The organism is Vagococcus martis (assembly GCF_002026305.1).
Taxonomy (GTDB): domain Bacteria; phylum Bacillota; class Bacilli; order Lactobacillales; family Vagococcaceae; genus Vagococcus; species Vagococcus martis.
Genome location: NZ_MVAB01000001.1, coordinates 2,099,236 through 2,123,777, shown reverse-complemented (window position 1 = coordinate 2,123,777; position 24,542 = coordinate 2,099,236). Strand labels below are relative to the sequence as shown.

At 33.6% G+C, this 24,542-nt stretch carries 24 protein-coding genes and 1 pseudogene; 7 read left to right on the top strand and 18 right to left on the bottom strand.

Annotated features, from left to right (window positions below):
* Positions 1-117 precede the first annotated feature (117 nt).
* The 13 genes from BW731_RS10345 to BW731_RS10285 all read right to left on the bottom strand — a co-directional run bounded on the left by BW731_RS10345 (position 118) and on the right by BW731_RS10285 (position 14,077).
* Positions 118-558: a hypothetical protein gene (locus tag BW731_RS10345; RefSeq protein ID WP_079347933.1), complete on the bottom strand. Its 441-nt coding sequence runs from the start codon at positions 556-558 to the stop codon at positions 118-120.
* Between the two features lie 180 nt (positions 559-738).
* The gene (locus tag BW731_RS10340) at positions 739-3,411 is read right to left on the bottom strand and encodes a calcium-translocating P-type ATPase, PMCA-type (RefSeq protein WP_079347931.1); all 2,673 of its coding nucleotides are present in this window, start codon (positions 3,409-3,411) and stop codon (positions 739-741) included.
* Between the two features lie 243 nt (positions 3,412-3,654).
* Positions 3,655-5,523 (bottom strand): LTA synthase family protein, encoded by a 1,869-nt coding sequence (locus BW731_RS10335; RefSeq protein WP_079348628.1) that lies wholly within the window; start codon positions 5,521-5,523, stop codon positions 3,655-3,657.
* Positions 5,520-6,353, bottom strand: coding sequence for an ammonia-dependent NAD(+) synthetase (nadE, locus tag BW731_RS10330; protein WP_079347929.1), 834 nt, complete (start codon positions 6,351-6,353; stop codon positions 5,520-5,522). The genes BW731_RS10335 and nadE overlap by 4 nt, the downstream gene beginning before the upstream one ends.
* Before the next feature lie 63 nt (positions 6,354-6,416).
* Positions 6,417-6,794 carry a hypothetical protein gene (locus BW731_RS10325; RefSeq protein WP_079347927.1) on the bottom strand — a complete coding sequence of 126 codons (378 nt, stop codon included), beginning with the start codon at positions 6,792-6,794 and terminating at the stop codon, positions 6,417-6,419.
* Between the two features lie 66 nt (positions 6,795-6,860).
* Positions 6,861-7,124: a type B 50S ribosomal protein L31 gene (locus BW731_RS10320; RefSeq protein ID WP_079347925.1), complete on the bottom strand. Its 264-nt coding sequence runs from the start codon at positions 7,122-7,124 to the stop codon at positions 6,861-6,863.
* 90 nt (positions 7,125-7,214) lie between these two features.
* Positions 7,215-8,486 carry a transcription termination factor Rho gene (gene rho / locus BW731_RS10315; RefSeq protein WP_079347923.1) on the bottom strand — a complete coding sequence of 424 codons (1,272 nt, stop codon included), beginning with the start codon at positions 8,484-8,486 and terminating at the stop codon, positions 7,215-7,217.
* Between the two features lies 1 nt (position 8,487).
* Complete coding sequence (locus BW731_RS10310; RefSeq protein ID WP_079347921.1) at positions 8,488-9,765, bottom strand: UDP-N-acetylglucosamine 1-carboxyvinyltransferase; 1,278 nt, start codon at positions 9,763-9,765, stop codon at positions 8,488-8,490.
* A 188-nt stretch (positions 9,766-9,953) separates the two neighbouring features.
* Positions 9,954-10,820 carry a class II fructose-bisphosphate aldolase gene (locus BW731_RS10305; RefSeq protein ID WP_079347919.1) on the bottom strand — a complete coding sequence of 289 codons (867 nt, stop codon included), beginning with the start codon at positions 10,818-10,820 and terminating at the stop codon, positions 9,954-9,956.
* Positions 10,821-10,965: 145 nt separating this feature from the next.
* On the bottom strand, positions 10,966-12,444 hold the full coding sequence (locus BW731_RS10300; protein ID WP_079347917.1) for an aldehyde dehydrogenase family protein: 1,479 nt from the start codon (positions 12,442-12,444) through the stop codon (positions 10,966-10,968).
* 104 nt (positions 12,445-12,548) lie between these two features.
* Entirely contained in the window at positions 12,549-12,890 is a 342-nt protein-coding gene (locus tag BW731_RS10295) for a DUF1622 domain-containing protein (protein WP_079347915.1), read from the bottom strand.
* A 60-nt stretch (positions 12,891-12,950) separates the two neighbouring features.
* Positions 12,951-13,556, bottom strand: coding sequence for a DNA-directed RNA polymerase subunit delta (gene rpoE, locus BW731_RS10290; protein ID WP_079347913.1), 606 nt, complete (start codon positions 13,554-13,556; stop codon positions 12,951-12,953).
* A gap of 83 nt (positions 13,557-13,639) precedes the next feature.
* Positions 13,640-14,077 carry a DUF1934 domain-containing protein gene (locus BW731_RS10285; RefSeq protein ID WP_079347911.1) on the bottom strand — a complete coding sequence of 146 codons (438 nt, stop codon included), beginning with the start codon at positions 14,075-14,077 and terminating at the stop codon, positions 13,640-13,642.
* A 138-nt stretch (positions 14,078-14,215) separates the two neighbouring features.
* Between BW731_RS10285 and BW731_RS10280 the strand changes: the two genes are divergently transcribed.
* Genes BW731_RS10280 through yidA form a run of 3 tightly spaced genes read left to right on the top strand, consistent with a single transcriptional unit; the run spans position 14,216 to position 17,230 of the window.
* The gene (locus tag BW731_RS10280; RefSeq protein ID WP_079347909.1) at positions 14,216-15,070 is read left to right on the top strand and encodes a lipoate--protein ligase family protein; all 855 of its coding nucleotides are present in this window, start codon (positions 14,216-14,218) and stop codon (positions 15,068-15,070) included.
* The gene (locus BW731_RS10275) at positions 15,071-16,408 is read left to right on the top strand and encodes an HD domain-containing protein (protein ID WP_079347907.1); all 1,338 of its coding nucleotides are present in this window, start codon (positions 15,071-15,073) and stop codon (positions 16,406-16,408) included.
* Between the two features lie 3 nt (positions 16,409-16,411).
* On the top strand, positions 16,412-17,230 hold the full coding sequence (yidA, locus tag BW731_RS10270; protein ID WP_079347905.1) for a sugar-phosphatase: 819 nt from the start codon (positions 16,412-16,414) through the stop codon (positions 17,228-17,230).
* 143 nt (positions 17,231-17,373) lie between these two features.
* On the opposite strand, the gene BW731_RS10265 is transcribed toward yidA, so the two are convergent.
* Positions 17,374-18,651 carry an ISL3 family transposase gene (locus BW731_RS10265; protein ID WP_079346503.1) on the bottom strand — a complete coding sequence of 426 codons (1,278 nt, stop codon included), beginning with the start codon at positions 18,649-18,651 and terminating at the stop codon, positions 17,374-17,376.
* A 261-nt stretch (positions 18,652-18,912) separates the two neighbouring features.
* Entirely contained in the window at positions 18,913-20,139 is a 1,227-nt protein-coding gene (locus tag BW731_RS10260; RefSeq protein ID WP_158080208.1) for an ISL3 family transposase, read from the bottom strand.
* Between the two features lie 89 nt (positions 20,140-20,228).
* Between BW731_RS10260 and BW731_RS10255 the strand changes: the two genes are divergently transcribed.
* Positions 20,229-21,287, top strand: a complete 1,059-nt coding sequence (locus tag BW731_RS10255; RefSeq protein WP_079345281.1) for an IS30 family transposase — start codon at positions 20,229-20,231, stop codon at positions 21,285-21,287.
* 44 nt (positions 21,288-21,331) lie between these two features.
* Here BW731_RS10255 and BW731_RS13000 read toward each other — a convergent pair whose 3' ends face one another.
* From BW731_RS13000 to BW731_RS10245, 3 genes and pseudogenes are all read right to left on the bottom strand, one after another.
* Positions 21,332-21,457, bottom strand: coding sequence for a hypothetical protein (locus BW731_RS13000; protein WP_269844059.1), 126 nt, complete (start codon positions 21,455-21,457; stop codon positions 21,332-21,334).
* Positions 21,458-21,572: 115 nt separating this feature from the next.
* Positions 21,573-21,941: pseudogene (locus BW731_RS10250) on the bottom strand (transposase); the annotation flags it as partial.
* Positions 21,942-22,433, bottom strand: coding sequence for a helix-turn-helix domain-containing protein (locus BW731_RS10245; RefSeq protein ID WP_158080207.1), 492 nt, complete (start codon positions 22,431-22,433; stop codon positions 21,942-21,944). It abuts the pseudogene before it with no gap.
* Between the two features lie 259 nt (positions 22,434-22,692).
* Between BW731_RS10245 and BW731_RS12550 the strand changes: the two genes are divergently transcribed.
* The 3 genes from BW731_RS12550 (at position 22,693) to BW731_RS10230 (ending at position 24,527) form a co-directional block, all read left to right on the top strand.
* Positions 22,693-23,658 carry an ISL3 family transposase gene (locus BW731_RS12550; RefSeq protein WP_143592781.1) on the top strand — a complete coding sequence of 322 codons (966 nt, stop codon included), beginning with the start codon at positions 22,693-22,695 and terminating at the stop codon, positions 23,656-23,658.
* Positions 23,636-23,983, top strand: coding sequence for a transposase (locus tag BW731_RS12875; RefSeq protein WP_158080206.1), 348 nt, complete (start codon positions 23,636-23,638; stop codon positions 23,981-23,983). Before BW731_RS12550 ends, BW731_RS12875 begins: the two co-directional genes overlap by 23 nt.
* An 88-nt stretch (positions 23,984-24,071) precedes the next feature.
* Positions 24,072-24,527: a transposase family protein gene (locus BW731_RS10230; RefSeq protein WP_079347897.1), complete on the top strand. Its 456-nt coding sequence runs from the start codon at positions 24,072-24,074 to the stop codon at positions 24,525-24,527.
* The last annotated feature ends 15 nt before the right edge of the window (positions 24,528-24,542 follow it).

The following is a 24,542-nucleotide window of genomic DNA, read 5'->3' as shown; positions in this document are numbered from 1 at the left end:
TAACACTTGTTATACAATAAGAATACCATTAATTATTTTATCTGTCTGTTTACTAATTTAATTTTAAAAATCTTTACCTATATTTAAAAAAGAGATGATTCTCTCATCTCTTTTACTTTACTTATTCATAATAATCTGTGTAATGCGTTGAATACAGAATGAAATACCATCTGTTGCCGCATCTTGTTTTGCTTCAGATAGATCAAACGCTTCACTATCAACCTTAGCATTCTCAGCATCAATCGAATCAATCATTTCTTGACACCCTTCAACATAATCCTTAAATGCTTTTTCTAGTTTTTTATGGATACCTAATACTTTCACAGGTGCTTTTAAATGAAGTAATGAGTTTTCCATTACTCGATAGGCCTCAGTACCAGTAGTAAATTGATTTTTTATTTCTGTTAGTTGCTCAACAGTTAATTCTGATAATTCATTGTCATCAATTGCTTTACGAACAATTTCATATGACGGATTCATCTTTTCTCCAACGTTTTCAGATTCTGTGACAACTGCATTAATAACTTGCAAATATTGGCCAACATTTGGTTTTTTCAATGATATTCCCTTCTTTCATTAACTCTTATTTATTTTACCTTTTTTTAAAATTTTTTTAAAGGATTGGCTGCCATATTTTTTTCAAATTGCAACACATTAACTCCAATATTATAGATATACTCTTATTTTGTCAACATAAATAAAAAAACTATCCAAAAAAATATGGATAGTTTAAACGCCCTATTTATAAATCGTTTTTCGTTGAACCCATTTAACAATTTCTACTATTGGTAGAATAGCAAATGAACCAATTAATACTGCCAACCATTGATGGCCATCTAAGTGAGCTACTTTAAACAAATCATTAAATCCAGGTATCACAATTGTAGATGCTAGTAAAACAAATGAAAGTAAAATCGCGTAGTTAAAGATTTTATTTCTGAATGGTCCTACTTTAAATAGTGATTCATGCACAGATTTTACATTAAACGCATGGATTAATTGGATTAAACCAAGTGTTGCATAAGCCATCGTTAACGCATCTGCATGAATAGCATCATAGCTTGAGTGGACAGGGTTATTAATTGCATACATGTATACACCTAATGTCAATCCAGCTTCTAAAATCCCTTGATAGATGATACTACTCATCACACCACCTGAGAAGAAGTCTGAATCTCGACCACGTGGTTTGTGTTTCATGATCCCTTTTTCAGCAGGCTCTAATCCTAATGCAATCGCAGGGAATGTATCAGTTACGACGTTAATCCATAATAAATGGACTGGTAATAATGTATCCCAACCGAGCATTGTCGCAATAAATAAGGTTAAAACTTCCCCTAAGTTTGCAGCAAGTAAGTATTGAACTGTTTTTTGAATGTTTGAGAAGACTTTACGCCCTTCTTCAACGGCAACGATAATAGTGGAGAAGTTATCATCAGCTAAGACCATATCACTTGCACCTTTAGATACTTCCGTACCAGTAATACCCATACCTATACCAATATCAGCAGTTTTAAGAGCTGGTGCATCATTGACACCATCACCTGTCATCGCCACTACTTTCCCATCTTTTTGCCATGCTTTAACAATACGTACTTTATGTTCAGGTGACACTCTAGCGTAAACGGAATATTGTTCAATCGAATTAGCTAGTTGCTCATCTGACATATTATTCAATTCGCCACCAGTAATAACAGCATCATGTTGACCTTCTTTTAAAATACCAAGACGCACAGCGATTGCTTCAGCTGTGTCTTTATGGTCACCAGTAATCATGATTGGACGAATACCGGCTTCTTTGGCAACACGTACAGCTTCAGCTGCTTCTTTACGTTCTGGGTCAATCATCCCGACTAAACCTGAGAAGATTAAATCCGTTTCAACATTTTCACTTGTTAATTCACTTGGAATCTCATCTACAATTTTATAAGCCATAGCAAGTACACGTAATGCCTGTGTCGCTAATTGTTTATTAGTCTTTAAAATCAAGTCTTCTTCTGATTTATCCATTGATTTAATTTCGCCATTGACGTCATAGTTTGTACAACGTTTCAATAATTCATCAGGCGCACCTTTTACAGCTACAAAGAAGCGACCGTCAGGTAATTTATGGAATGTCGACATTAATTTTCTATCAGAATCAAATGGTACTTCGGCTAAACGTGGTTCTTCTTTTAATTTTGATGCAATATCATAACCACGATCTTCACCATATTTAATTAAAGCAGTTTCTGTTGGGTCACCAATTAATGTGCCATCGTCAGAAATTTTTGTATCATTACAAAATGTCATGATTTTTAAGGTTGTGTTTTCTAATGGAATATCTTTTGAATCGCGAATTGATTCATTGTTTGTAAACACTTCTTCCACTGTCATTTGGTTTAATGTTAATGTACCTGTTTTATCAGAACAGATAATGTCTGTACTACCTAATGTTTCAACAGCTGGTAATTTTCTGACCAACGCATTACGTTTCGCCATTTTTTGAGTTCCTAAGGCTAAAATAATCGTTACAATCGCTGGTAATCCTTCTGGAATTGCTGCAACGGCTAATGATACAGATGTTAACAACATTTCCATCCAATCATGTCCACCACGTAACATTCCCACTCCAAACATCACAATACAGATGAAAATAATCGCAATAGATAACACCTTACCTAATTTATTTAAGTTTTCTTTTAATGGTGTATTCGTTTCGTCAGCTTGAGCTAACATGTTAGCAATCTTACCAACTTCGGTATTCATTCCTGTACCTGTTACCACACCAACACCACGACCATATGTGACATTACTGTTCATATAAGCCATATTGATACGATCACCAATACCGATATCTTCTTTTTCTAAAACCACATCTTCTTTTTCAACTGGAACGGATTCACCAGTTAAGGCTGCTTCTTCAATTTTTAACGACGCTGTTTCAATCAAACGCATATCAGCCGGAATCACATCTCCAGCTTCTAGCAACACAATATCACCAGGTACTAAATCTGTACTTTTAACTGTTTTCGTTGTGTTATCACGACGTACATTAGCATTTGGTGTTGACATATCTTTCAATGCTTCAATTGCTTCTTCAGCTTTTGCTTCTTGCACCACTCCGAAGATTGCCATAATAAATACCACGACAATAATCATAATCGCTTCAACTTGGTCTCCCATGAAAAATGATAGTACCGCTGCCGCAAGTAAAATGATAATCATAAAATCTTTGAATTGGTCTAAAAATTTACTAAATAAACTTTTTTTCTTCCCTTCATCCAATTGATTATGACCATACTCCTTAAGGCGTTTTTCTGCTTCAGCAGTACTCAACCCATTAGGAGTTGATTGCAGTTTTTCTAGCACTATATTCTCATCTTCAACATAAAATGCATCATTCAACTGCTTCTTTTTTTGATCTGACATTTTTTTTCCTCCTTTTATTTGTCGCGCTATACATAAGTCAAATAAAAAAAGACTTATGTATGCTTAACTACATACATAAGTCTCACTATTTAAGATAATACCAGAAATACACAGTGATTTCGATTGGTGGCATTATCGCAGTATGTAGCACTGCCAGTTACTCCCTTATGAATAATTCTAACTGATTATATCATGAAAATTTTTAAACTACAATTAATTCACTATTTTATTAAAAAATTCATATTATGATTGGACATCAAACATTTTCTGACCATACTTTTCACCTGAAACCAAATCATAAACCATTAACTGATAGTCCTCATAGAGTTCTCTTTCTTCTTTAGTAAAAGATACTTCTTTTTCCCATTTTCCATTTACATAATACATTTGTTTTTCAAATGCTGGTAATACTTTCTGTAATTCAAGTAATAGAGCATTAAATCCTGTTTGTTCGACAGGGGAAAAATTAGTAATCAAACTTGAAAAGTAAAATGGGCTCATGACTTCTTCTTTATGTATCCCTTTCGACAACGTATCATATATCAAATACTCTGTTAAATGAGTGGTAATTGGGTTGTTTTTTTCAACAATATCATCTGGGTAAATAGACGGTAGATGATCTCCCCAGAAAACCACAATCGTCTGTCTATCTAATTTATTGATTTCTTCAATAAATTGTTTCAACGCTTCTGATGTATAAGAAATATCAAATGCGTAATTATCAATCGACGCATTTGTCGTTGATGTTGTCTGCGTAAACGGCGAATTTGTGTATTTATTGTTATAAGGCATATGTGTTTGCATGGTTACTAAGTGCACAAAAGACGCTTGATCAGATTTACCCATCACATCTAGCACTTCACTAAACGCTGAGGCATCTGAAATATAACCATTATCTGATAACTTTTCCTTATGAGTCATGGTATTTTCATCTAAAAACTCATTAAAACCAAGAACATTGTAAACATCTTTACGTTTATACATTGATGTATTGTAAGGATGAATAGCCACCGTTTGATAATCCTGTTGTTTTAAACTCGATACAATCGATGGAAATTCCGTTTTCTTAGGTAACATCATAGTATATGGTGTCGTCATTTGAGAATTAAGTAACCCCATTGAAATTCCTGTCAATGCTTCAAATTCGATATTTGCTGTCCCACCACCATAGTTTTGCGACAACATCTCACCAGAATAAACCGACTGACGTGCTACACTTCTAAAATCAGTAATAGGACTTTTATTTAATTTAATGCCATCTAACTTTTCAGGATCAGAAAAACTTTCAGACATGATAAAGACCACATTAGGTTTTTCTTTGTATTTCTTTTTAGCATTATTCTCTTTTGCTTTTGTATCATATTTTTTGACGATTTTGTCGATTGTTTCTTTCGAATAATTTTTTGGTTCATCCATGGCTTCAACTTTTAAATTATATAAAAAGCCTCCCATGAAACCTGTATTATAGTAATTCATTTTTTGACTATATGGAATCCATAAAGCTGTTTTATTATATTCTTTTCGCAATAGGTTGTTTGGTTGATTAAATAAGCTGGCATAAAATAGCCCTGCGATTGACACGGCAAAACACACTAAACGAACGATTTGTTGACGCTTGCTTAAACGAATTGACCGATACAAGGCATAGACTAGTCCTGCTAATGCTAGACCTATCAGTATCAACGCTAAAATGAAATACGTATTTCCAATGATATCTTTCATCATCGTAAACTCAAAAATCATTTTTAAATCATCTGGGTAGATAGGTTCCATCCTCAATGCCATTTTCTGACTGTTGGCAATACCCAGTAACCCAATACTCGTGATATAAATGATATTTCCTATTAAAAACGACCCGCTTAAACTAATAAGAAACATATCTAAAAATAGCAATACTAGCGTCCCTAGTAGAAATTTCTCAACATGCCACTCCATGGCAAACTTCCACGCAAGCGAGAAGCTCCAAGAATTTTGACTTAGTTGTAAATAGAAATTACTTAAGTAAACAATAATTAAAGTTAGTAAGATTTTGGTAATTGGATTAGTAAAAATCCTTTTTAGCCATGATTTTTTTTGCTTCTGCTCTACTCGTCTTTGAACCCTTGATTCTATTTTACCCAAAACGTGTCTCCTAACGTAATCGGTAAATGACGTTTATGTTCTGACTTTTTATACCATCTCTCAATTGTTTCTCTATCTTTATCACTAACTTCTTTACCTTCTAAGTAATCATCAATTGCCTCATAAGTCACGCCTAAAGCATCTTCATCAGCTATCATTGGTTTATTTTCTTCTAAATCAGCTGTTGGAATTTTCTCATACAATGATTTATCAGCACCCAGTTCTTTTAGCAAGGCTTTTCCTTGTCTTTTGTTTAATCCAAATAAAGGTAAAACATCTGCTGCGCCATCACCAAATTTGGTGAAAAAACCTGTTAGATTTTCAGCGGCATGATCTGTCCCAATTACCGCGCCACTTCTTTGACCTGCCACCGCATATTGCGATACCATTCTTTGACGAGCTTTAATATTTCCTTTATTAAAATCACTCACCTCGATAGTTGAACCTTCATTTAATTCTTTCACTAAAGCATCCACGCTAGATTTTACATTTATAACTAATGATTCATCTGGTTGAATAAAATTTAATGATTTTTGTGCGTCATCTTCATCTTTTTGAACGCCATAAGGCAAACGAACGGCAATAAATTTATAATCAGTATCACCCGTTTCTTCGCGTAATTCACTGATTGCTAGTTGTGCAAGTTTACCGGCTAAAGTGGAGTCTTGTCCGCCGCTAATGCCTAAAACATATGTTTTTAAAAACGGATGTGCTAACATGTAGTCTTTTAAAAATTGCACACGTTTCACGATTTCTTCTTTTGCCTTAATCTGAGGGGCTACTTGTAAGTTTTTTATAATAATTTGTTGTAATTCGTCCATCTCTATCTCTCCTTATAATTAACCTATATTTTACCATAAATTTATAAATCATATGTAGTCATTCTATATTTTTGTCATTTTAGATATCAGTTGAGATGATACAATTTCTTCTGCCTTATTAATCGGTAACCAATAAATAATCTGGCTATGTGTCAATTTTGGTAAAATCTCATCTTTTTTCAAGGAAGCTCTATATAGAAATAACGTTTCAGTTTGATTAAAATGCTCATGTGTCGTTTGTTCGATCAAATCAACAAAATTCACTACATCAAAATGTAAATCAAGAATTTCTTCCCCGTAACGTTCAATGGCTTCAAGAGTCGTTTCAGCATCATTTGGCGTCACTTCTAATAACTGTTTTTCACCTGTTTTAGTGGTTGCAACTAATACATGATTATTGTGTTCAATCCAAATAAGAATTCTAAATCGTTGATTTTCCATACTCCCATTCCTTTCACAAAAAAAAGAGTCCTGATAAGATACCAGAACCCTTTTTTGACACTGAGATTATTCTGCAGCGTTTTCGTCTTTGAGACCATATTTTTTGTTGAAACGATCCACACGTCCGTCTGCTTGTGTAAATTTTTGACGTCCTGTATAGAATGGATGTGAATCTGAAGTAATTTCCACACGGATGACTGGGTATGTATTTCCATCTTCCCATTCAATAGTTTCTTCAGATGTTTTAGTTGATCCAGATAAGAATTTGAACCCTGTTTGTGAGTCCATAAATACTACTGGATGATATTCTGGATGAATTCCTTGTTTCATATTTCTCTCTCCTTTGCCCTGATTCATTTGCTGAAACAGAGTTATTATTACAACGATACTATATTAACATGTTCAAACTATTTTAGCAATTTATTTTTTTAAAAAAGAAACATCTCTAAATGACTCAAAAAATGTCGTATTATTTTTTGTTTTCTTTAAAAAGTTCAATAGCTGATTGGTTGTATTAATTGAATCACCTTTCATATGACGGCGTAATTTCCATATCTCTTCTAAATGTTCAGGTGACATTAACAATTCTTCACGTCTTGTGCCAGAACGTTTGATATCAATCGCTGGGAACACTCGTCTTTCAGATAATTCCCTAGATAAATGGAGCTCCATATTACCTGTTCCTTTGAATTCTTCATAGATAACATCATCCATTCGACTTCCTGTATCAACTAAAGCGGTCGCCAGAATAGTTAAGCTGCCGCCTTCTTCAATATTTCGTGCAGCTCCAAAGAAACGTTTTGGTTTATAAAATGCTGCAGGATCAATCCCCCCACTGAGTGTGCGTCCACTTGGTGGTATAACTAAGTTGTATGCTCTTGCCAAACGCGTAATACTATCCATTAAAATCACAACATCACGTTTATCCTCAACTAACCTTAATGCTCTGTCAAGGACTAACTCAACGACACGTGTATGATTTTCAGGCATTTGATCAAAAGTAGAAGAAACTACTTCTCCATCAACACTTCTTTCAATGTCCGTTACTTCTTCAGGTCGTTCGTCTATTAATAACACAATCAATTCAACATCTGGATAATTTTTAGAAATACCGTTAGCAATTTCCTTAATGACACTTGTTTTCCCTGCTTTTGGTGGTGCAACAATTAGACCTCGCTGGCCAAAGCCAACCGGTGCGAATAAGTCCATCATTCGTGTAGAAAGATCTGTTTTAGTGGTTTCTAAAACAATTTGACTATCCGGATAAAGAGCTGTTAATGCAGGAAAATGTGGACGTTGTTTTGCATCTTCTGGGTTTCTTCCATTAACTGTTTCAACGTGCATTAATCCATAATAACGTTCCGACTCTTTTGGTGGTCTTGCTTTTCCTGATACTTTGTCCCCATTACGTAAACCAAACCGTCTAATTTGCGAAGATGAGATGTAGATATCTTCTTTACTAGGCGTATAGTTAATCGGCCTTAAAAAGCCATAACCATCATTCGATACAATATCTAAGACACCTTCCACCATAAAAAAACCTTGTTTTTCAGCTTGTGCACGAATAACTGCTAAAGATAATTCTTTTTTATTCATTTGACTATAATAAGGTATTTTAAAATCTTTTGCATAAGCATAAATTTCTTTTAGGGTCTTATGTTCTAACTCACCCATCGTTAAATAATCGCGCATATTATCCCTCTTTATCTGTGCCTTCTTCCATCCGAATATCAGCACCTAGATTTGTTAATTTTTCAATAATGTTATCATACCCTCTTAAAATATTATCAACATTAGATATACGTGTTGTCCCACTTGCCATCAGTCCAGCAGTTACTAAACAAGCTCCAGCTCGTAAATCACTCGCCGTAACATCTGCCCCAACAAGCTCTAACTCTTCTTGTCCATTCAAGACAATCATTTTACCTTCCACACTAGCATCAGCACCCATTCGAACTAATTCAGGAATGTGATTTACTCGTTGCTCATATATGGTATCTGTCACGATACTTTTTCCATTGGCTTTTAGTAATAGAGGTGTTATTGGTTGTTGTAAATCTGTGGCAAATCCTGGATATGGTACAGTGGTTACGTTAATTGGTTTTAACTGTTTGGTTGGATGGACTTCAATACTATCTTCGCGAATCGTCATCGGTACGTCCATTTCATCTAATTTGGAAATAAAACTCTCTAAATGCTCATAAATAACATTTTGTACGACAACACCGTCACCACATGCCGCTGCCATCGCTAAGTATGTTCCGGCTTCAATTCGGTCTGGAATAATTGAATGACGACATCCTTTTAGTTCATCCACGCCATCAATACGAATTTCATTTGTCCCAGCTCCACGAATTTTTGCACCCATATTATTAAGCAGAGTTGCCACATCAATAATTTCAGGTTCTCTAGCAGCATTTTCAATCACAGTGCGTCCTTTTGCTTTTACTGCAGCTAACATCACATTAATGGTTGCACCAATCGACACCATATCCATATAAATACGTGTGCCTTCTAAGCCATTTGGTGATTTTAAATAAGTTGCTCCATGTTCACTTGTTACAGTTGCTCCAAGCGACTCAAATCCTTTGATATGTAAATCAATAGGCCTTGGTCCTAAATAACAACCACCTGGAAGACCAACAACACCTTCACCAAATTTTCCAAGCAAAGCCCCCATAAAATAATAAGATGCTCGCAAGCTATTGATTTTTCCACTTGGCATCGGAATTGATACCATTTTAGTTGGATCAATTGTCATCGTGTGATTTTCAAATGTCACCTCGACTCCCATAAGTTCTAATATTTCTTTTAATGAATGCACATCTTTAATATCAGGAACACCTTCTAAAATAACAGGTGAGTCAGCTAAAATTGCAGCTGGAATTAATGCAACAGCACTATTTTTAGCTCCACTAATTGTGACTGTTCCCTTTAATTTTTTTCCACCATTTATAACTAATTTTTTCATTTTGTATTATTGACCTCACTTTAGTCTTTAAAAAAGCCGCTTAAAATAAGCAGCTAAATAAGTTTCCATATTCATATATAAATGTATTCTATCATACTATATAAACGAAAAAAAGCACTTGATAGATTTATAAACAAAAAAGAGTGACTGATAGAATCAGACACTCCTTCAAAATCATTATGTTATAACTATGCTTTACCGTTTGATCCAAACCATTGGATACGTTCTTTAACTAACTCAGTTACTGCAGTAGTACCTGGAGCTAATAATTTACGAGGGTCAAAGCCTTTACCTTCTAAGTCTTTACCTTCTTCAATGTATTTACGTGTTGCAGCTGCAAATACTTCTTGACATTCAGTATTAACGTTGATTTTTGACACGCCTAAAGAGATTGCTTTTTGGATTTGATCTAATGGAATACCAGATCCACCATGTAATACCATTGGTTTTCCGTCGATAACTTCAGCAATTTCAGCTAAACGATCAAAGCTTAAACCTGCCCAGTTTTCTGGATAAGAACCATGGATGTTACCAATACCTGCAGCTAAGAAATCAATACCTGTTTCAGACATTGCTTTACATTCAGCTGGGTCTGCTAATTCACCAGAACCAATAACGCCATCTTCTTCTCCACCGATTGATCCAACTTCACACTCTACTGAAACACCTTTAGCGTGAGCTTTAGCAACAACATCTTTTGCTTTTTCTAAGTTTTCTTCAAATGGTAAGTGAGAACCATCAAACATTACAGATGTGTAACCAATTTCGATACATTTTAATGCATCTTCATATTCACCATGGTCTAAGTGTAATGCTACTGGAACTGTAATTCCCATTGAGTCAATTAAGTCTTTAACTAAATCGTAACATACTTGGTAGCCACCCATATATTTTGCAGCTCCCATAGAAGTTTGAATCATTACTGGAGAATTAGATTCTTGTGCACCTTGTAAGATAGCTTTAGTCCATTCTAAGTTGTTTGTATTGAATGCACCGACTGCGTATTTACCCTCTTTAGCTTTTTTTAACATTTCTGTTGCTGATACTAATGCCATAATTAAATTCCTCCTATTTGTTATCACTCTATTTGATATAGGTGATACTTAACTAACATCATTATTTTAACACTCTTTACTTTTTTTTGCTAGTCAAATCACAATCTTTGACGTTATTTTCAGAAAATTTTATTAAAGTCCTTTTTTAATAAAGATTGAATCCAGCTTCTTTTGTGTCAATGTAAATATTTTTAAATTGACTATACGCATCAAGGATAGCTTTATGCGTCTCACGACCAATACCAGATTTTTTATAGCCACCAAATGGTGCTCCGGCAGGAATTTGATTATATGTATTGACCCAAACACGACCTGTCTCCATACCACGACTCACTTTAAGAGCTGTGTTAATATTTTTAGTCCAAACACCACCACCTAAACCGTATTCAGAATCATTTGCCATTTGAATCACGTCATCAATTGTTTTAAACTTGATCACAACAGCCACAGGGCCAAATATTTCTTCTTGTGCGACTTCCATGTCATTTGTTACGTCAGTTAATAATGTTGGTGCCACATAACATCCTTTACCTAAATCACCATCAAGACGTTTTCCACCTGTTAAAATCGTGGCACCTTCTTTACGACCTAATTCTACTGCTTCTAAAATTTTATTAACTTGACCTTCATTTACTTGAGCTCCCATTTGGACATTTTCATCCAAAGCATCTCCAACCACGACAGCTTCAAATTTTTCTTTCAATTCAGAAACAAATTTGTCATAGATTCCCTCTTGAACAAAAATTCTAGAGCCTGCACAACATACTTGCCCTTGGTTAAATAAAATACCAAGTTGTGCTCCTTCAACTGCCTTTTCAAATGGCATATCATCAAAGAAAATATTTGCTGATTTTCCACCTAGCTCTAGTGTTGCTGGAATTAATTTATCTGCTGCAGCTCGAGCAACTTTATACCCAACTTCTGTTGATCCGGTAAAGGCTAACTTGTTAAATCCTTCATGTCGTAACATGTAATCTCCTGACTTAGATCCTTTACCTGTTATCACATTTAACACACCTTTTGGTAACATGGGACCAATCAATCTAGTTAATTCTAGTAAACTTAATGATGTTGAAGATGATGGATGGATGACAATTGTATTACCTGCAGCTAATGCTGGAGCTAATTTCCATGCTGCCATAAGAATTGGAAAATTCCATGGAATAATTTGTCCCACTACACCAATTGGTTCTCTTAAGATAAGTGTTAAGGTATCTTTATCTAACGCTTGTGCTGATCCTTCCTCACTACGAATAACACCTGCAAAGTATCTAAAATGATCTGCACTAAGTGGCACATCAACCGTTTTAGTCTCACGAATTGGTTTGCCGTTATCAATAGACTCTACATAGGCTAAATGCTCCATATTCTCATCAATGACATCTGCAATTTTTAATAATAGATTACTTCTATCCACAAGTGACCAATCACGCCAAGCTGGCAATGCTTGTTGAGCAGCTACTACTGCTGCATCAACATCTGCATCCACTGCATCCACGAATGTTCCAATTTTTTCACCGTTTACTGGTGAAAAACTGTCAATTGTCTCACCCTTAACACCTTTTGTCCATTCACCATTAATAAACAACTCATATTCTTTGTATATGTCATTAACAATTGTCATAGCAATTCTCCTTTGAATTTTTTTTATTTTGGTATAGTTAGAATTGTATAGGTTTTCATTTTAAAACTCAAGTCTTATGCTCGACAAAAAAAGAAAGGGTTAATTTACCCTTTCTCCTTATGTGTTTGTTCAATTTCTTTCCCTAAAAAATATGATATAGCTGTGCGTATCACAACTATCCCTCCAAGAATGACAATATCTTGTGTCGATGGATTTAGAATGGTTTCAATTATATCTGATGCTATAAGCACTTCTAAACTTAATAAAATATATGAGCCCAGATAACGTTTTATGCCGTTGTTTCTAACTGAAATTTCTTCTCGAGTGCCACCACCAACTTCATTTTTAATAAAGTCAATAATTGCTTTGGCTACGCCGACTAATAGAATGATCACTGAAAAAGCATTTAGTACAAAAATAATCGCATCCACTACTTCATGTATCATGACTATTCTCCTCTTCTTTCATATATAAGCAAAAAAGAGCATCAAACGATACTCTTTCTACTATAATTCTTCTTCGTCTTCATCGTCGTCTTCGTACAAATCATCTTCTTCAACGATAGTTAAATCTTCTTCCACACCTTCTGGCACGTCGTCATCAACGTCATTGTCAGCACCGATTTCTGATAAATCAGTGGTGTATTCTTTGATTTCTTTTGTTTCATCTTCTTCATCTTCATACAACTCATCATCATCTTCATCATGATCAACTAAGTCTAAGTCTTCTGGATCATCATCGTTATAATCAATCGCATCATCGTCCATTCCGATAAATGCATTAACTTTTTTACGTTTTTTACGACGTGGTGTTTCTTCTTCATCTTCATCCACACCAGAAACTTCTTCGTCAATTGAATCGATTGGATACCAACTACGTAAGCCCCAACGATTATCTCCTAAAGAAATGAAACTTCCGTCAATGTTTAAGTCTGTATAAAATTGCGGCAAAATGTCACGAATTTCACTATCTGCTTTTTCTAAGTAGTTTTGGATTTCATTTACTAAATCACTAAAATCAATGATGTCTCCACGTTGATTTAAAATTGCATGTGCAACTTCAATCATCGATAATTCATCTTTATTTACGCCCTCAAAAGCTTTAATTTCCAACTGACACACGTCCTTTCACAGTCTACTCTTTATCATACAATAACTAGTGTTTCTTTGCAATTGAAAATTTTTGTAAAATATCATTAAGCGGTAAAATTTATAACTAAATGATACGTTCCTAATTTTTCTTCCCCCGCAAACAAATCATAATCAATCGCAATATCACCTGAAGTTGGATTATCTTTTAAACTGATATGTAAGTGATTAGTGAGAGTAGAAATACTCATCATGCCATATGGTGTTGAATAAGTAGTTTCTCTTCTTTCTTCAAAAGAAAAGTTCAATTTCATTTTCACTTCTCCAGACCTAATCAATGTCACATCACCATCTGGTAACACCTTGATTGTGACTGGCACTGGTTTGTCAATGCCTTCCAATAGTTCCTCATATCGTAAATAAAGGACATCATTTATCACAACCATGTGACCATTGACGTCGATTAAAAATTCTTTCAATTCACCTTCTTGGGTTACTTCTGTTTTTACTAAAATATTAACTGGTGTTTTTTCTCGTTGAGACACACATGCCACCTCTTTGCTTTTTTATTTATTTTGGTCTTTTTCACGTAGTTTGTCAAACTTTAGTGATTATTCTTAAATCCTTTTCGTTTCACAAGAGAATCGGTATAATGAAGGAAGTATATAAAGGAGTTGTACATTATGTCTTCAAAATCACCTGTTGTTTTATTTAAACAACCTCAATTAACAAACGAAAAAAAATATGATCCATTTATATTGACTGATATATTGGCTGATTATTCAGGAAAACACCAAATTCCTATTATTCATTTTTGGACCATGACAAACGAATTAATCTTAGGTATGCAAGATACCAGGGCAACACATCTATATGATGCGATACAATCTGTGAGAAAAAACGACTATCATCCAGTTGTCAGAAATTCTGGTGGTCTAGCTGTGGTAGCTGATGAAGGAATATTAAATTTTTCGATTATTCTACCACAAGAGTTTACTAATCAAACAAGTATTAATCATGGGTATGAAACGATGAAAGACATTATTGCAAATGCCCTATCTTCATGGGATGCTACTGTAGAATCTTTTGAAGTAACTGACTCATATTGTCCAGGTGAATTTGATTTAAGTATTAATCAAAAGAAATTTGCTGGTATTGCCCAACGTCGTATAAAAAAAGGATTGGGTATCATGATTTATATCAGTATCAATGGCAATCAAGAAAAACGTGGGGAATTAGTGAAAGAATTCTATCTATCAGGACTAAAAGAAGATTTCGGAAAAGAGCCTTTCCCACCAGTAAATCCTGACTCAATGAAAAATTTATCCGACTTACTTTTAGAAGAGCTATCTGTCGAACGAGTAAAATCACTTATAATAGAAGCAATCAGTCAAATATTTGTTTTTGATGAAACGGCACAACAACAATTTGAAATGTTTTTAGACTCTGTTGAATTAAAAGAAGCTTACGATAAAGGGTTTAAACGCATGGAGCAACGCAACGAAGGCATCACGACTATTTTAAAGGAGACTAATTAATTGATTGAAAAAGTATTTAGAGACCCTATTCATCATGATATAAAAGTGGAACACCCCATCATATTAGAATTAATCAATGCAAAAGAATTTCAACGTTTGAGACGAATCAAACAACTTGGAACGACTTCTTTAACTTTCCATACAGCCGAACATTCTCGCTTTGGGCATTCACTTGGTGTGTATGAAATTACTCGTCGTATCTGTAATTACTTTAAAAGAAATTACGATGTGGCAGAATTTGGTGAAAATGGCTGGGATGACTCTGAAAGACTCATCACGTTATGTGCAGCCCTTTTACATGATGTAGGACACGGGCCTTACTCCCACACATTTGAATCAATCTTTAAAACAAATCATGAACAACTTACTGTTGATATCATCACATCTAGTGACACTGAAATCAACAAAATATTACGCCAAGTATCTGATGATTTTCCAGAAAAAGTAGCAAGTGTCATCGCAAAAACTTATCCAAATAAGCAAGTCGTCCAGCTCATTTCAAGTCAAATAGATGCTGATAGAATGGATTACTTACTAAGAGATGCTTATTTCACTGGTACAGAATATGGCACCTTTGATTTAACTCGTATATTACGTGTCATCAGACCGCATAAAAGTGGAATTGTTTTTAAAGTTAGCGGAATGCATGCGGTTGAAGACTATATCGTTAGTCGATACCAAATGTATATGCAAATTTACTTTCATCCTGTTTCTCGTGGTATGGAAATGGTATTAGATCGTTTACTACAACGAGCGCAAGATTTGTATCAAGACAATAAACATTACTTTGTCAAAGCATCACCTCTGCTCGTTCCTTTTCTGTCACATGAATTTAACCTAGAGGATTATTTAGCTTTAGATGATGGTGTGTTAACAACAGCCTTCCATCTTTGGAGTCAATCAGATGATGCCATTTTAAATGATTTATCAAAACGATTCTTAAACCGTGTACCATTCAAGTCAGCAACATTTTCAAAGGAAACTTTTATTCTATTACCTGAGTTACAAGAACTAGTAGAAAAAGTTGGCTTTGACGAAAGATATTACACAGCGATTAACTCGAGTTTTGATTTACCTTATGATTTTTATAAACCAGAAAAGTCGCAGAATAAAACACAGATTGAACTTATCTATCCAGATGGGGAATTGATTGAATTAGCTAGTGCGAGTGAACTTGTTAGAGCAATTGCTGGTGAATCCAAAGGTGATCAACGTTTTTATTTTCCTAATGAAATGCTTGCATCCAATTCGTTAGACAATTATACTTTATTTGAAGACTCTATTAATTTATTCAGCAGCTCCATTAAAAATGGAGAAATAATCAAAAAGGACGTGTAATATTTGGGTATTAAAATGGTAACTATAGATATTGACGGAACATTGGTCAATTCAGAAAGAAAGTTAACACCAAAAGTGAAAGAAACAATCAAAAAAGCATCTGATTTAGGAATCGATATTGTCTTAACAACAGGACGTCCTTCAATTGGGGTTATTGATTTAGTAAAAGAATTAGGTCTTGAAAATGACCATAGTTTTATTATTACTTACAATGGCGGCATGATTCAAAATGCCGGAACAAAAGAAGTCATTTTACGTCATTCATTATCATTAGAAGACTATCAAGATGTGGAGCTTTTATCTAGAAAACTCGGTGTGCATTTCCATACTCAAGATGCCGATACTATGTATACAGCTAACACTGACATTAGTCCATATACTATTAATGAAGCAATGATTACTGGTATTCCGCTACAATATAAACCGGTAAATGACATGACAAAAGATATCAAACTTGTAAAAGCTATGATGATTGATCATGAAGATGTTCTTGACGCAGCGATTAAAAAAATTCCTCAAGAGTATTATGACCGTTTTTCAATCGTCAAAAGTGCTCCTTACTACTTAGAAATACTTGACCCTAAAGCAACTAAGGGTGAATCTGTTAAAGAATTAGCTCAATACCTAAATATCAAACAAGAAGAAGTCATGGCCATTGGAGACAATGAAAATGACCTATCTATGATTGAATATGCTGGTATTGGGGTTGCAATGGGAAATGCTCTAGAGAGTGTAAAAAATATTGCAGATAAAATCACCAAAACAAACGATGACGATGGTGTAGCATATGCCATTAACGAATGGGTACTTAACGATAACTAAAAAAATCGGCTGTACACTAAATCGTGTTGATAGATTAAATTCGGCTCTATGTCAAATCGTGTTGATGGACAATAATATTGATGAAAAAGTCTCAAAAATGAAATAGAATTAATTGAAGTGAGGGAAGAAATTCTCTCGCTTTTTTATTTAACCTGAAAAACTTGATTTTGAATCAAAAAGATACGTCGTTTGAATAGTAGAAAGTTTCGATAGCCATAGGCCACACGTTTAATCACTTTAATTTTATTATTAATGCCTTCTAAGAAACCATTTGAATAGGAGTATTTAAAGGCATTCATGACTCCTTGGGAGAACTTACCAAATATCTTGAATTTATCTTTAAAATACTTTGGTAATTCAACAGGTATCTTTGAACATAACTCTAAAAATAAAACATAATCGTTGGTTCTATAAGCATACTTCAATTCTTGCATAAAATGATACGCTTTTTTTAATAGAGAACTATAAGAAAGTAACTCATCTACCAATTCGGTAGATGACATATTTCTCTTGAATAAAGGACGATAATAAAAGTGTTTATAGTTTAATTCAGAACTGTCCTTTAAAAGGAGTTTCCAATAACGCTTTAATCTTCGATACTGCTTTCCTTCCTCTTGATTGTGGCGTTTTAGCTGTTTCATTTCTTTTATTCTTAAGGTGTTGAAAGAGCGGTTAATATGTTGAATGATATGAAATCGATCTGTAACGATTTCGGCGTTTGGAAAGACTGTTTTTAATAGTTGACCGTAACTTGCATTCATGTCCATGACCAAAAATCTTACTTTTAGACGTGATTTTCTGGAATACTTCATAAAGTAAGAAACCAACTTATGCAATCTTTTATCAGGTAAGATATCGATTATTTTTTTAGATGCCGCATCAGCACAAATAAAGCTCATTCCAGCATGACAATCAGAAGTAGAGCTAAACTCATCTACACAAAGAGCTGTGGGCAAGAAGTTAAAATTAGGTTGCTGATTATTCGTAAATGATACTAACACACGTTTAACAGTATTTTCAGAGACACTGTGGTATTCTGCGATTTTTTTACGTGATTGATTCTCTTTTAAGTCAAAGGCAATTTGGTATTTAAGCTGTTTAGAAATTTGACAATAGTCATCTACTAGAGAAGTAGAAGCACTGAAAGTTGATCCACAGTTTCTACAAAGGTAACGTTCTCTGTGAAGTTTTAGATAAGTTGGGCGACGTTCAACTTCAGGCAATTGACTAATGGTTTGATACGTTCCATTTTTAACGGATTGATAACATCCACATTTCTTGCATTGCTTATCTTTATTCACTAATCTTCCTGTAATCATGTTAACTGAGCGGTTGTTTCTCGCTTCGCGAGACAACCAATCCTCATTAAAAATAAGAGAATCATCTGTTAAATTGAGTAGTTTTCTTGTATTATTATCCATAGGGGTATTCTCCTTTGTAATGTTAGTTATAGTCGACTTAATTTTACCAATAAGAATGCCCCTTTTTCTATGCCTAAAATAAAAAATCGCATTGATAGAATTTAATCTATCAACACGATTTAGTGTACAGCCTTAAATTCTATCAATGCGATTTTTTGGGCTCTACGTCAATGATGAGGATGAATAAAATTGGCTCTTTGTCAACTACTATTGGTAAGGATTAATACGTTAGAATTTAAGATCTAGAAAGAATTTAGTTCTCTAGATCTTTTTTGGTGATGTAAAGGCAGATTCTTTTAAACAAATTGATAGTCGTAGCTTAAAATTATAAAAACTTCTCATGCCATAGGCATTACGCTTAATGACTTTAATGTGGTTATTCATACATTCTAATGGACCGTTTGAATAAGATGTTTCAAAGGTGTTTTTTATTTCTTCTCGATATTTTTTTAATGTTTTGAAAACAGGAATAAACTCTTTAAATCCTGTTGCTTGATTAATTAATTCCAAAAATAAAGAATAATCCTTTGTTTGAATCGCTCTTAAAATTTGTTGATAGGTGTTGTAAGCCTCTGTCAATTTAGAATCATAGGTAAGTAAGCGTTCAAGTAATTCTTTTTCAGAAAGATACGCTTTAAAGGATGGACGCCAATGCTGTTGGATATAATCTAATTTGTCATAGCTTTTTTGAAGTAATTTCCAATACTTTTTAATTCGTCTATAGATAACCCCGTTATCTTTACATTTTAATTGAGTCATTATTTTAATCCGTATCTTTTGAAATGCCCTGCCGAGATGTTGAACGAGATGAAATTTATCTAAAACGACTTTAGCGTTAGGGAACACTCGTTTAGTTAAAGTAATGTAAGGTTGATAGATATCTGAAACGACATATTTTACTTGTTTTCTATTAGCTAGAGAGAAGCCATTAAAATAATTCTCAATTTTTGGTAATCTTCGATCAGGTAGAATATCAATTAATTCATTTGTTTCACCGTTCATCATAATAAAACTCATTGAACCAGCTACTTTTTTAACAGATTTAAATTCATCAAAACATAGTACAGACGGAAGTTCATAACTATACTTCTTAATCGGTTCATACCACTCTTTTAATACGCGAGAGACAGTTGAAATTGAAACGCTCGTTTGTTTTGCAATATCACTCATGGCGTGTTTAGAGGTTAACTGTTTCGCAATGAGACGTTTTAAATTATTAGAAATACAGTTGTTTCTAGAAACAAAAGGGGTATCTAAAACAAAAGTCGTATCACATTTTTTACAAAAGAAACGACGTTTCTTTAATCTAATATAAGTGACATATTCAGAAACACTAAGCATTTTAATTAGGCTAGTTGTATATCCCCATTTAATAATATTAGAGTGATTACTTTGACAATGCGGACAGCATGTAGGAGATTCTTCTAAAAAACCATGGAATATCCGAGAGAAAACGCCTTTTATTTTTTCGGTTAATTGTAGAATCAAGTTAGCCACCCTAAAATAATAAAAAAACACCATGGTAAAAATTCATGTATCATTGAAGTATCTACCCAACAACGAAAGGAATTTTTATCATGGCGCAAATTCAGAATACCACACAAAAATTGACTTATAAACATCTTTCCTTTGAAGAAAGACAACTTATTGAAGTTTGGCATAATAGAGGTGATTCTAATAGAGCAATCGGTAAACGATTAGGTCGACACCATCAAACAATAAACAATGAGCTAAAACGTGGTACAACAACGCAAATCAAAGAAAATAAAAAGCCTAGACAACTCTATTTTGCTGAGACAGGACAAGCTAAATATATAGAAAATAGAAAGCGTTGTGGTGCTAATTCTAAGCTAGCCAGTGCTGTTGACTTTATTAATTATGCCTGTAAACAGATTATTGATTTTAATTGGTCACCAGATGCAATTGTTGGTTTTACCAAGTCCATGAGGACTTGGAATACACCTACTGTCTCTACTAAGACACTTTATAATTATATTGATAGTGGCTTTTTACCTATTAGAAACCATCATCTCAAGATGAAGATCAGACTCTCACCTAAAAAGAAAAGAAGTCGTAAGCATAAAAAAGAACTAGGAAAATCGATTGATGAACGACCAAGTACAGTTGATGATAGAAAAAACTTTGGTCATTGGGAAATAGATAGCGTTATTGGTTCAAAATCTAAAGATGATAATGCTATACTTACTCTTGTTGAAAGAAAAACGCGTTACATGATCACTGTTGTTTTAGATGATCATACAGAAGAGTCTGTTTGTTATACTGTTAATCGATTAAAATCTGAGTTCGGACAAGTTAATTTTAGCAAGATGTTTCAATCAATTACTGCTGATAATGGTAGTGAATTTAGCTCGCTTCATGATACTCTCCAACAAATAACGGATGTCTATTTTGCTCATCCTTATTCTTCTTGGGAACGAGGTACAAATGAAAGACATAATGGTTTATTAAGACAATTTATTCCGAAAGGAACTCCAATCTGCAACTACTCAAAACAATTCATTCAACTGGCTACTGAAAAAATTAATCTTTTACCACGTAAAATCTTAAATTATAGACAACCAGCTACATTATTTTTAGAAGAAATTCAAAAGCTTAAAATCAAAACATGTTGGTAAGGATGGATTTTAATAGAATAACACAAAAAATTAGATGTTTTTACCTAGGTGGCTAACTTAATATTGCAATTTAGACCTTTTATTTTTTCAGTAGATAAACAATTTTCATTAAAAATAATATTTAGGTCTAGTATATTTAAGATATCTTTGATAGTCTGTGAATATGACATGTGGTATCCTCCTTAGTTTGTTTTTTCGCAATTTCATTCTAACGGATATCACATGTTTTTGTGTACAAAAAACTATCGGTAACTTGTGTTACCAACAGTAGAAATTATAGAGCCCCTTTAAAAGGAATTTCCAATAACGCTTTAATCTTCGATACTGCTTTCCTTCCTCTTGATTGTGGCGTTTTAGTTGATTCATTTCTTTTATTCTTAAGGTGTTGAAAGAGCGGTTAATATGTTGAATGATATGAAATCGATCTGTGACGATTTCGGCGTTTGGAAAGACTGTTTTTAATAGTTGACCGTAAATTGCATTCATGTCCATGACCAAAAACCTTACTTTTAAACGTGATTTTCTGGAATACTTCATAAAGTAAGAAACCAACTTATGTAATCTTTTATCAGGTAAGATATCGATTATTTTTTTAGATGTCGCATCAGCACAAATAAAGCTCATTCTAGCATGACAATCAGAAGTAGAGCTAAACTAATCTACACAAAGAGCCGTGGGCAAGAAGTTAAAATTCGGTTGCTGATTATTGGTAAATGATACTAACACACGTTTAACAGTATTTTCAGAGACACTGTGGCATTCTGCGATTTCTTTACGTGATCGATTCTCTTTTAAGGCAAAAGCAATTTGGTATTTAAGCTGTTTAGAAATTTGACAATAGTCATCTACTAGAGAATTAGAAGCACTGAAAGTTGAGCCACAGTTTCTACAACGGTAACGTTCTCTGTGAAGTTTTAGATAAGTTGGGCGACGTTCAACTTCAGGCAATTGACTAATGGTTTGATACGTTCCGTTTTTAACGGATTGATCAAATCCACATTTCTTGCATTGCTTATCTTTATTCACTAATCTTCCTGTAATCATGTTAACTGATTGGTTGTTTCTCGATTCGCGAGACAACCAATCCTCATTAAAAATAAGAGAATCATCTGTTAAATTGAGTAGTTTTCTTGTATTATTATCCATAGGGGTATTCTCCTTTGTAATGTTAGTTATAGACGACTTAATTTTACCAATAATAATGCCCCTTTTTCTATGCCTAAAACAAAAAATCGTATTGATAGAATTTAATCTATCAACACGATTTAGTGTACAGCCATAATTTAAAGGGGCTCTATAATTTCTACTGTTGGTAACACAAGTTACCGACAGTTTTTTTGTACACAGAAACATGTGATATCCGTTAGAATGAAATTGCAAAAAAACAAACTAAGGAGGATACCACATGTCATATTCACAGACTATCAAAGATATCTTAAATATACTAGACCTAAATATTATTTTTAATGAAAATTGTTTATCTACTGAAAAAATAAAAGGCGTTTTCTCTCGGATATTCCATGGTTTTTTAGAAGAATCTCCTACATGCTGTCCGCATTGTCAAAGTAATCACTCTAATATTATTAAATGGGGATATACAACTAGCCTAATTAAAATGCCTAGTGTTTCTGAATATGTCACTTATATTAGATTAAAGAAACGTCGTTTCTTTTGTAAAAAATGTGATACGACTTTTGTTTTAGATACCCCTTTTGTTTCTAGAAACAACTGTATTTCTAATAATTTAAAACGTCTCATTGCGAAACAGTTAACCTCTAAACACGCCATGAGTGATATCGCAAAACAAACGAGCGTTTCAACTTCAACTGTCTCTCGCGTATTAAAAGAGTGGTATGAACCGATTAAGAAGTATAGTTATGAACTTCCGTCTGTACTATGTTTTGATGAATTTAAATCTGTTAAAAAAGTAGCTGGTTCAATGAGTTTTATTATGATGAACAGTGAAACAAATGAATTAATTGATATTCTACCTGATCGAAGATTACCAAAAATTGAGAATTATTTTAATGGCTTCTCTCTAGCTAATAGAAAACAAGTAAAATATGTCGTTTCAGATATCTATCAACCTTACATTACTTTAACTAAACGAGTGTTCCCGAACGCTAAAGTCGTTTTAGATAAATTTCATCTCGTTCAACATCTCGGCAGGGCATTTCAAAAGATACGGATTAAAATAATGACTCAATTAAAATGTAAAGATAACGGGGTTATCTATAGACGAATTAAAAAGTATTGGAAATTACTTCAAAAAAGCTATGACAAATTAGATTATATCCAACAGCATTGGCGTCCATCCTTTAAAGCGTATCTTTCTGAAAAAGAATTACTTGAACGCTTACTTTACCTATGATTCTAAATTGACAGAGGCTTACAACACCTATCAACACATTTTAAGAGCGATTCAAACAAAGGATTATTCTTTATTTTTGGAATTAATTAATCAACCAACAGGATTTAAAGAGTTTATTCCTGTTTTCAAAACATTTAAAAAATATCGAGAAGAAATAAAAAACACCTTTGAAACATCTTATTCAAACGGTCCATTAGAATGTATGAATAACCACATTAAAGTCATTAAGCGTAATGCCTATGGCATGAGAAGTTTTTATAATTTTAAGCTACGACTATCAATTTGTTTAAAAGAATCTGCCTTTACATCACCAAAAAAGATCTAGAAAACTAAATGCTTTCTAGATCTTAAATTCTAACGTATTAATCCTTACCAACAGTAGTTGACAAAGAGCCTTTAAAGGACGACATGTTATGAATAATCATATCAAAAAAATTTTACGAATTACAGATGAATATTTAGATTTAACAAATACGGAGGAATATAAAATTAAAGGAAAAAACACTTTAGTTATCTTTGGAGTCTATTCTCCCATGCCTTCGGCTTGTAGGAACTGTGGTTCAACTATTGTTGATAATGCAGGGAAAAGTGTCGTTGTTAGAAATGGAAAAAAGGAAGTAACTATTCAGTTAGATTCTTATCAAAATATGCCCACTATTTTAAAACTGAAGAAACAACAATTCCATTGTAAAAGCTGTTCGCACAATTGGACGGCACAGTGTTCTACTGTTGAAAAAAACTGTCATATCAGTAAATTTATTACTTTGAAGATTTTAGAATTATTAACTGAGAAAGTCTCTATGACATTTATAGCTAAACAATGCCACGTTTCTTTAACGACAGTTTTAAGAGTTCTTAAGTCAGTTTAATCACAACTCTCACAA

Excerpts from the sequence above, each read along its gene's own strand:
- BW731_RS10340 (WP_079347931.1), bottom strand. The coding sequence starts at position 3,411 with ATGTCAGATCAAAAAAAGAAGCAGTTGAATGATGCATTTTATGTTGAA.
- nadE (WP_079347929.1), bottom strand. The coding sequence starts at position 6,353 with ATGGACGAATTACAACAAATTATTATAAAAAACTTACAAGTAGCCCCT.
- BW731_RS10325 (WP_079347927.1), bottom strand. The coding sequence starts at position 6,794 with ATGGAAAATCAACGATTTAGAATTCTTATTTGGATTGAACACAATAAT.
- BW731_RS10320 (WP_079347925.1), bottom strand. The coding sequence starts at position 7,124 with ATGAAACAAGGAATTCATCCAGAATATCATCCAGTAGTATTTATGGAC.
- rho (WP_079347923.1), bottom strand. The coding sequence starts at position 8,486 with ATGCGCGATTATTTAACGATGGGTGAGTTAGAACATAAGACCCTAAAA.
- BW731_RS10310 (WP_079347921.1), bottom strand. The coding sequence starts at position 9,765 with ATGAAAAAATTAGTTATAAATGGTGGAAAAAAATTAAAGGGAACAGTC.
- BW731_RS10305 (WP_079347919.1), bottom strand. The coding sequence starts at position 10,820 with ATGGCATTAGTATCAGCAACAGAAATGTTAAAAAAAGCTAAAGAGGGT.
- BW731_RS10300 (WP_079347917.1), bottom strand. The coding sequence starts at position 12,444 with ATGACAATTGTTAATGACATATACAAAGAATATGAGTTGTTTATTAAT.
- BW731_RS10295 (WP_079347915.1), bottom strand. The coding sequence starts at position 12,890 with ATGATACATGAAGTAGTGGATGCGATTATTTTTGTACTAAATGCTTTT.
- BW731_RS10280 (WP_079347909.1), top strand. The coding sequence starts at position 14,216 with ATGTCTTCAAAATCACCTGTTGTTTTATTTAAACAACCTCAATTAACA.
- BW731_RS10265 (WP_079346503.1), bottom strand. The coding sequence starts at position 18,651 with ATGGATAATAATACAAGAAAACTACTCAATTTAACAGATGATTCTCTT.
- BW731_RS10255 (WP_079345281.1), top strand. The coding sequence starts at position 20,229 with ATGGCGCAAATTCAGAATACCACACAAAAATTGACTTATAAACATCTT.
- BW731_RS13000 (WP_269844059.1), bottom strand. The coding sequence starts at position 21,457 with ATGTCATATTCACAGACTATCAAAGATATCTTAAATATACTAGACCTA.
- BW731_RS10245 (WP_158080207.1), bottom strand. The coding sequence starts at position 22,433 with ATGGATAATAATACAAGAAAACTACTCAATTTAACAGATGATTCTCTT.
- BW731_RS12550 (WP_143592781.1), top strand. The coding sequence starts at position 22,693 with ATGTCATATTCACAGACTATCAAAGATATCTTAAATATACTAGACCTA.
- BW731_RS10230 (WP_079347897.1), top strand. The coding sequence starts at position 24,072 with ATGAATAATCATATCAAAAAAATTTTACGAATTACAGATGAATATTTA.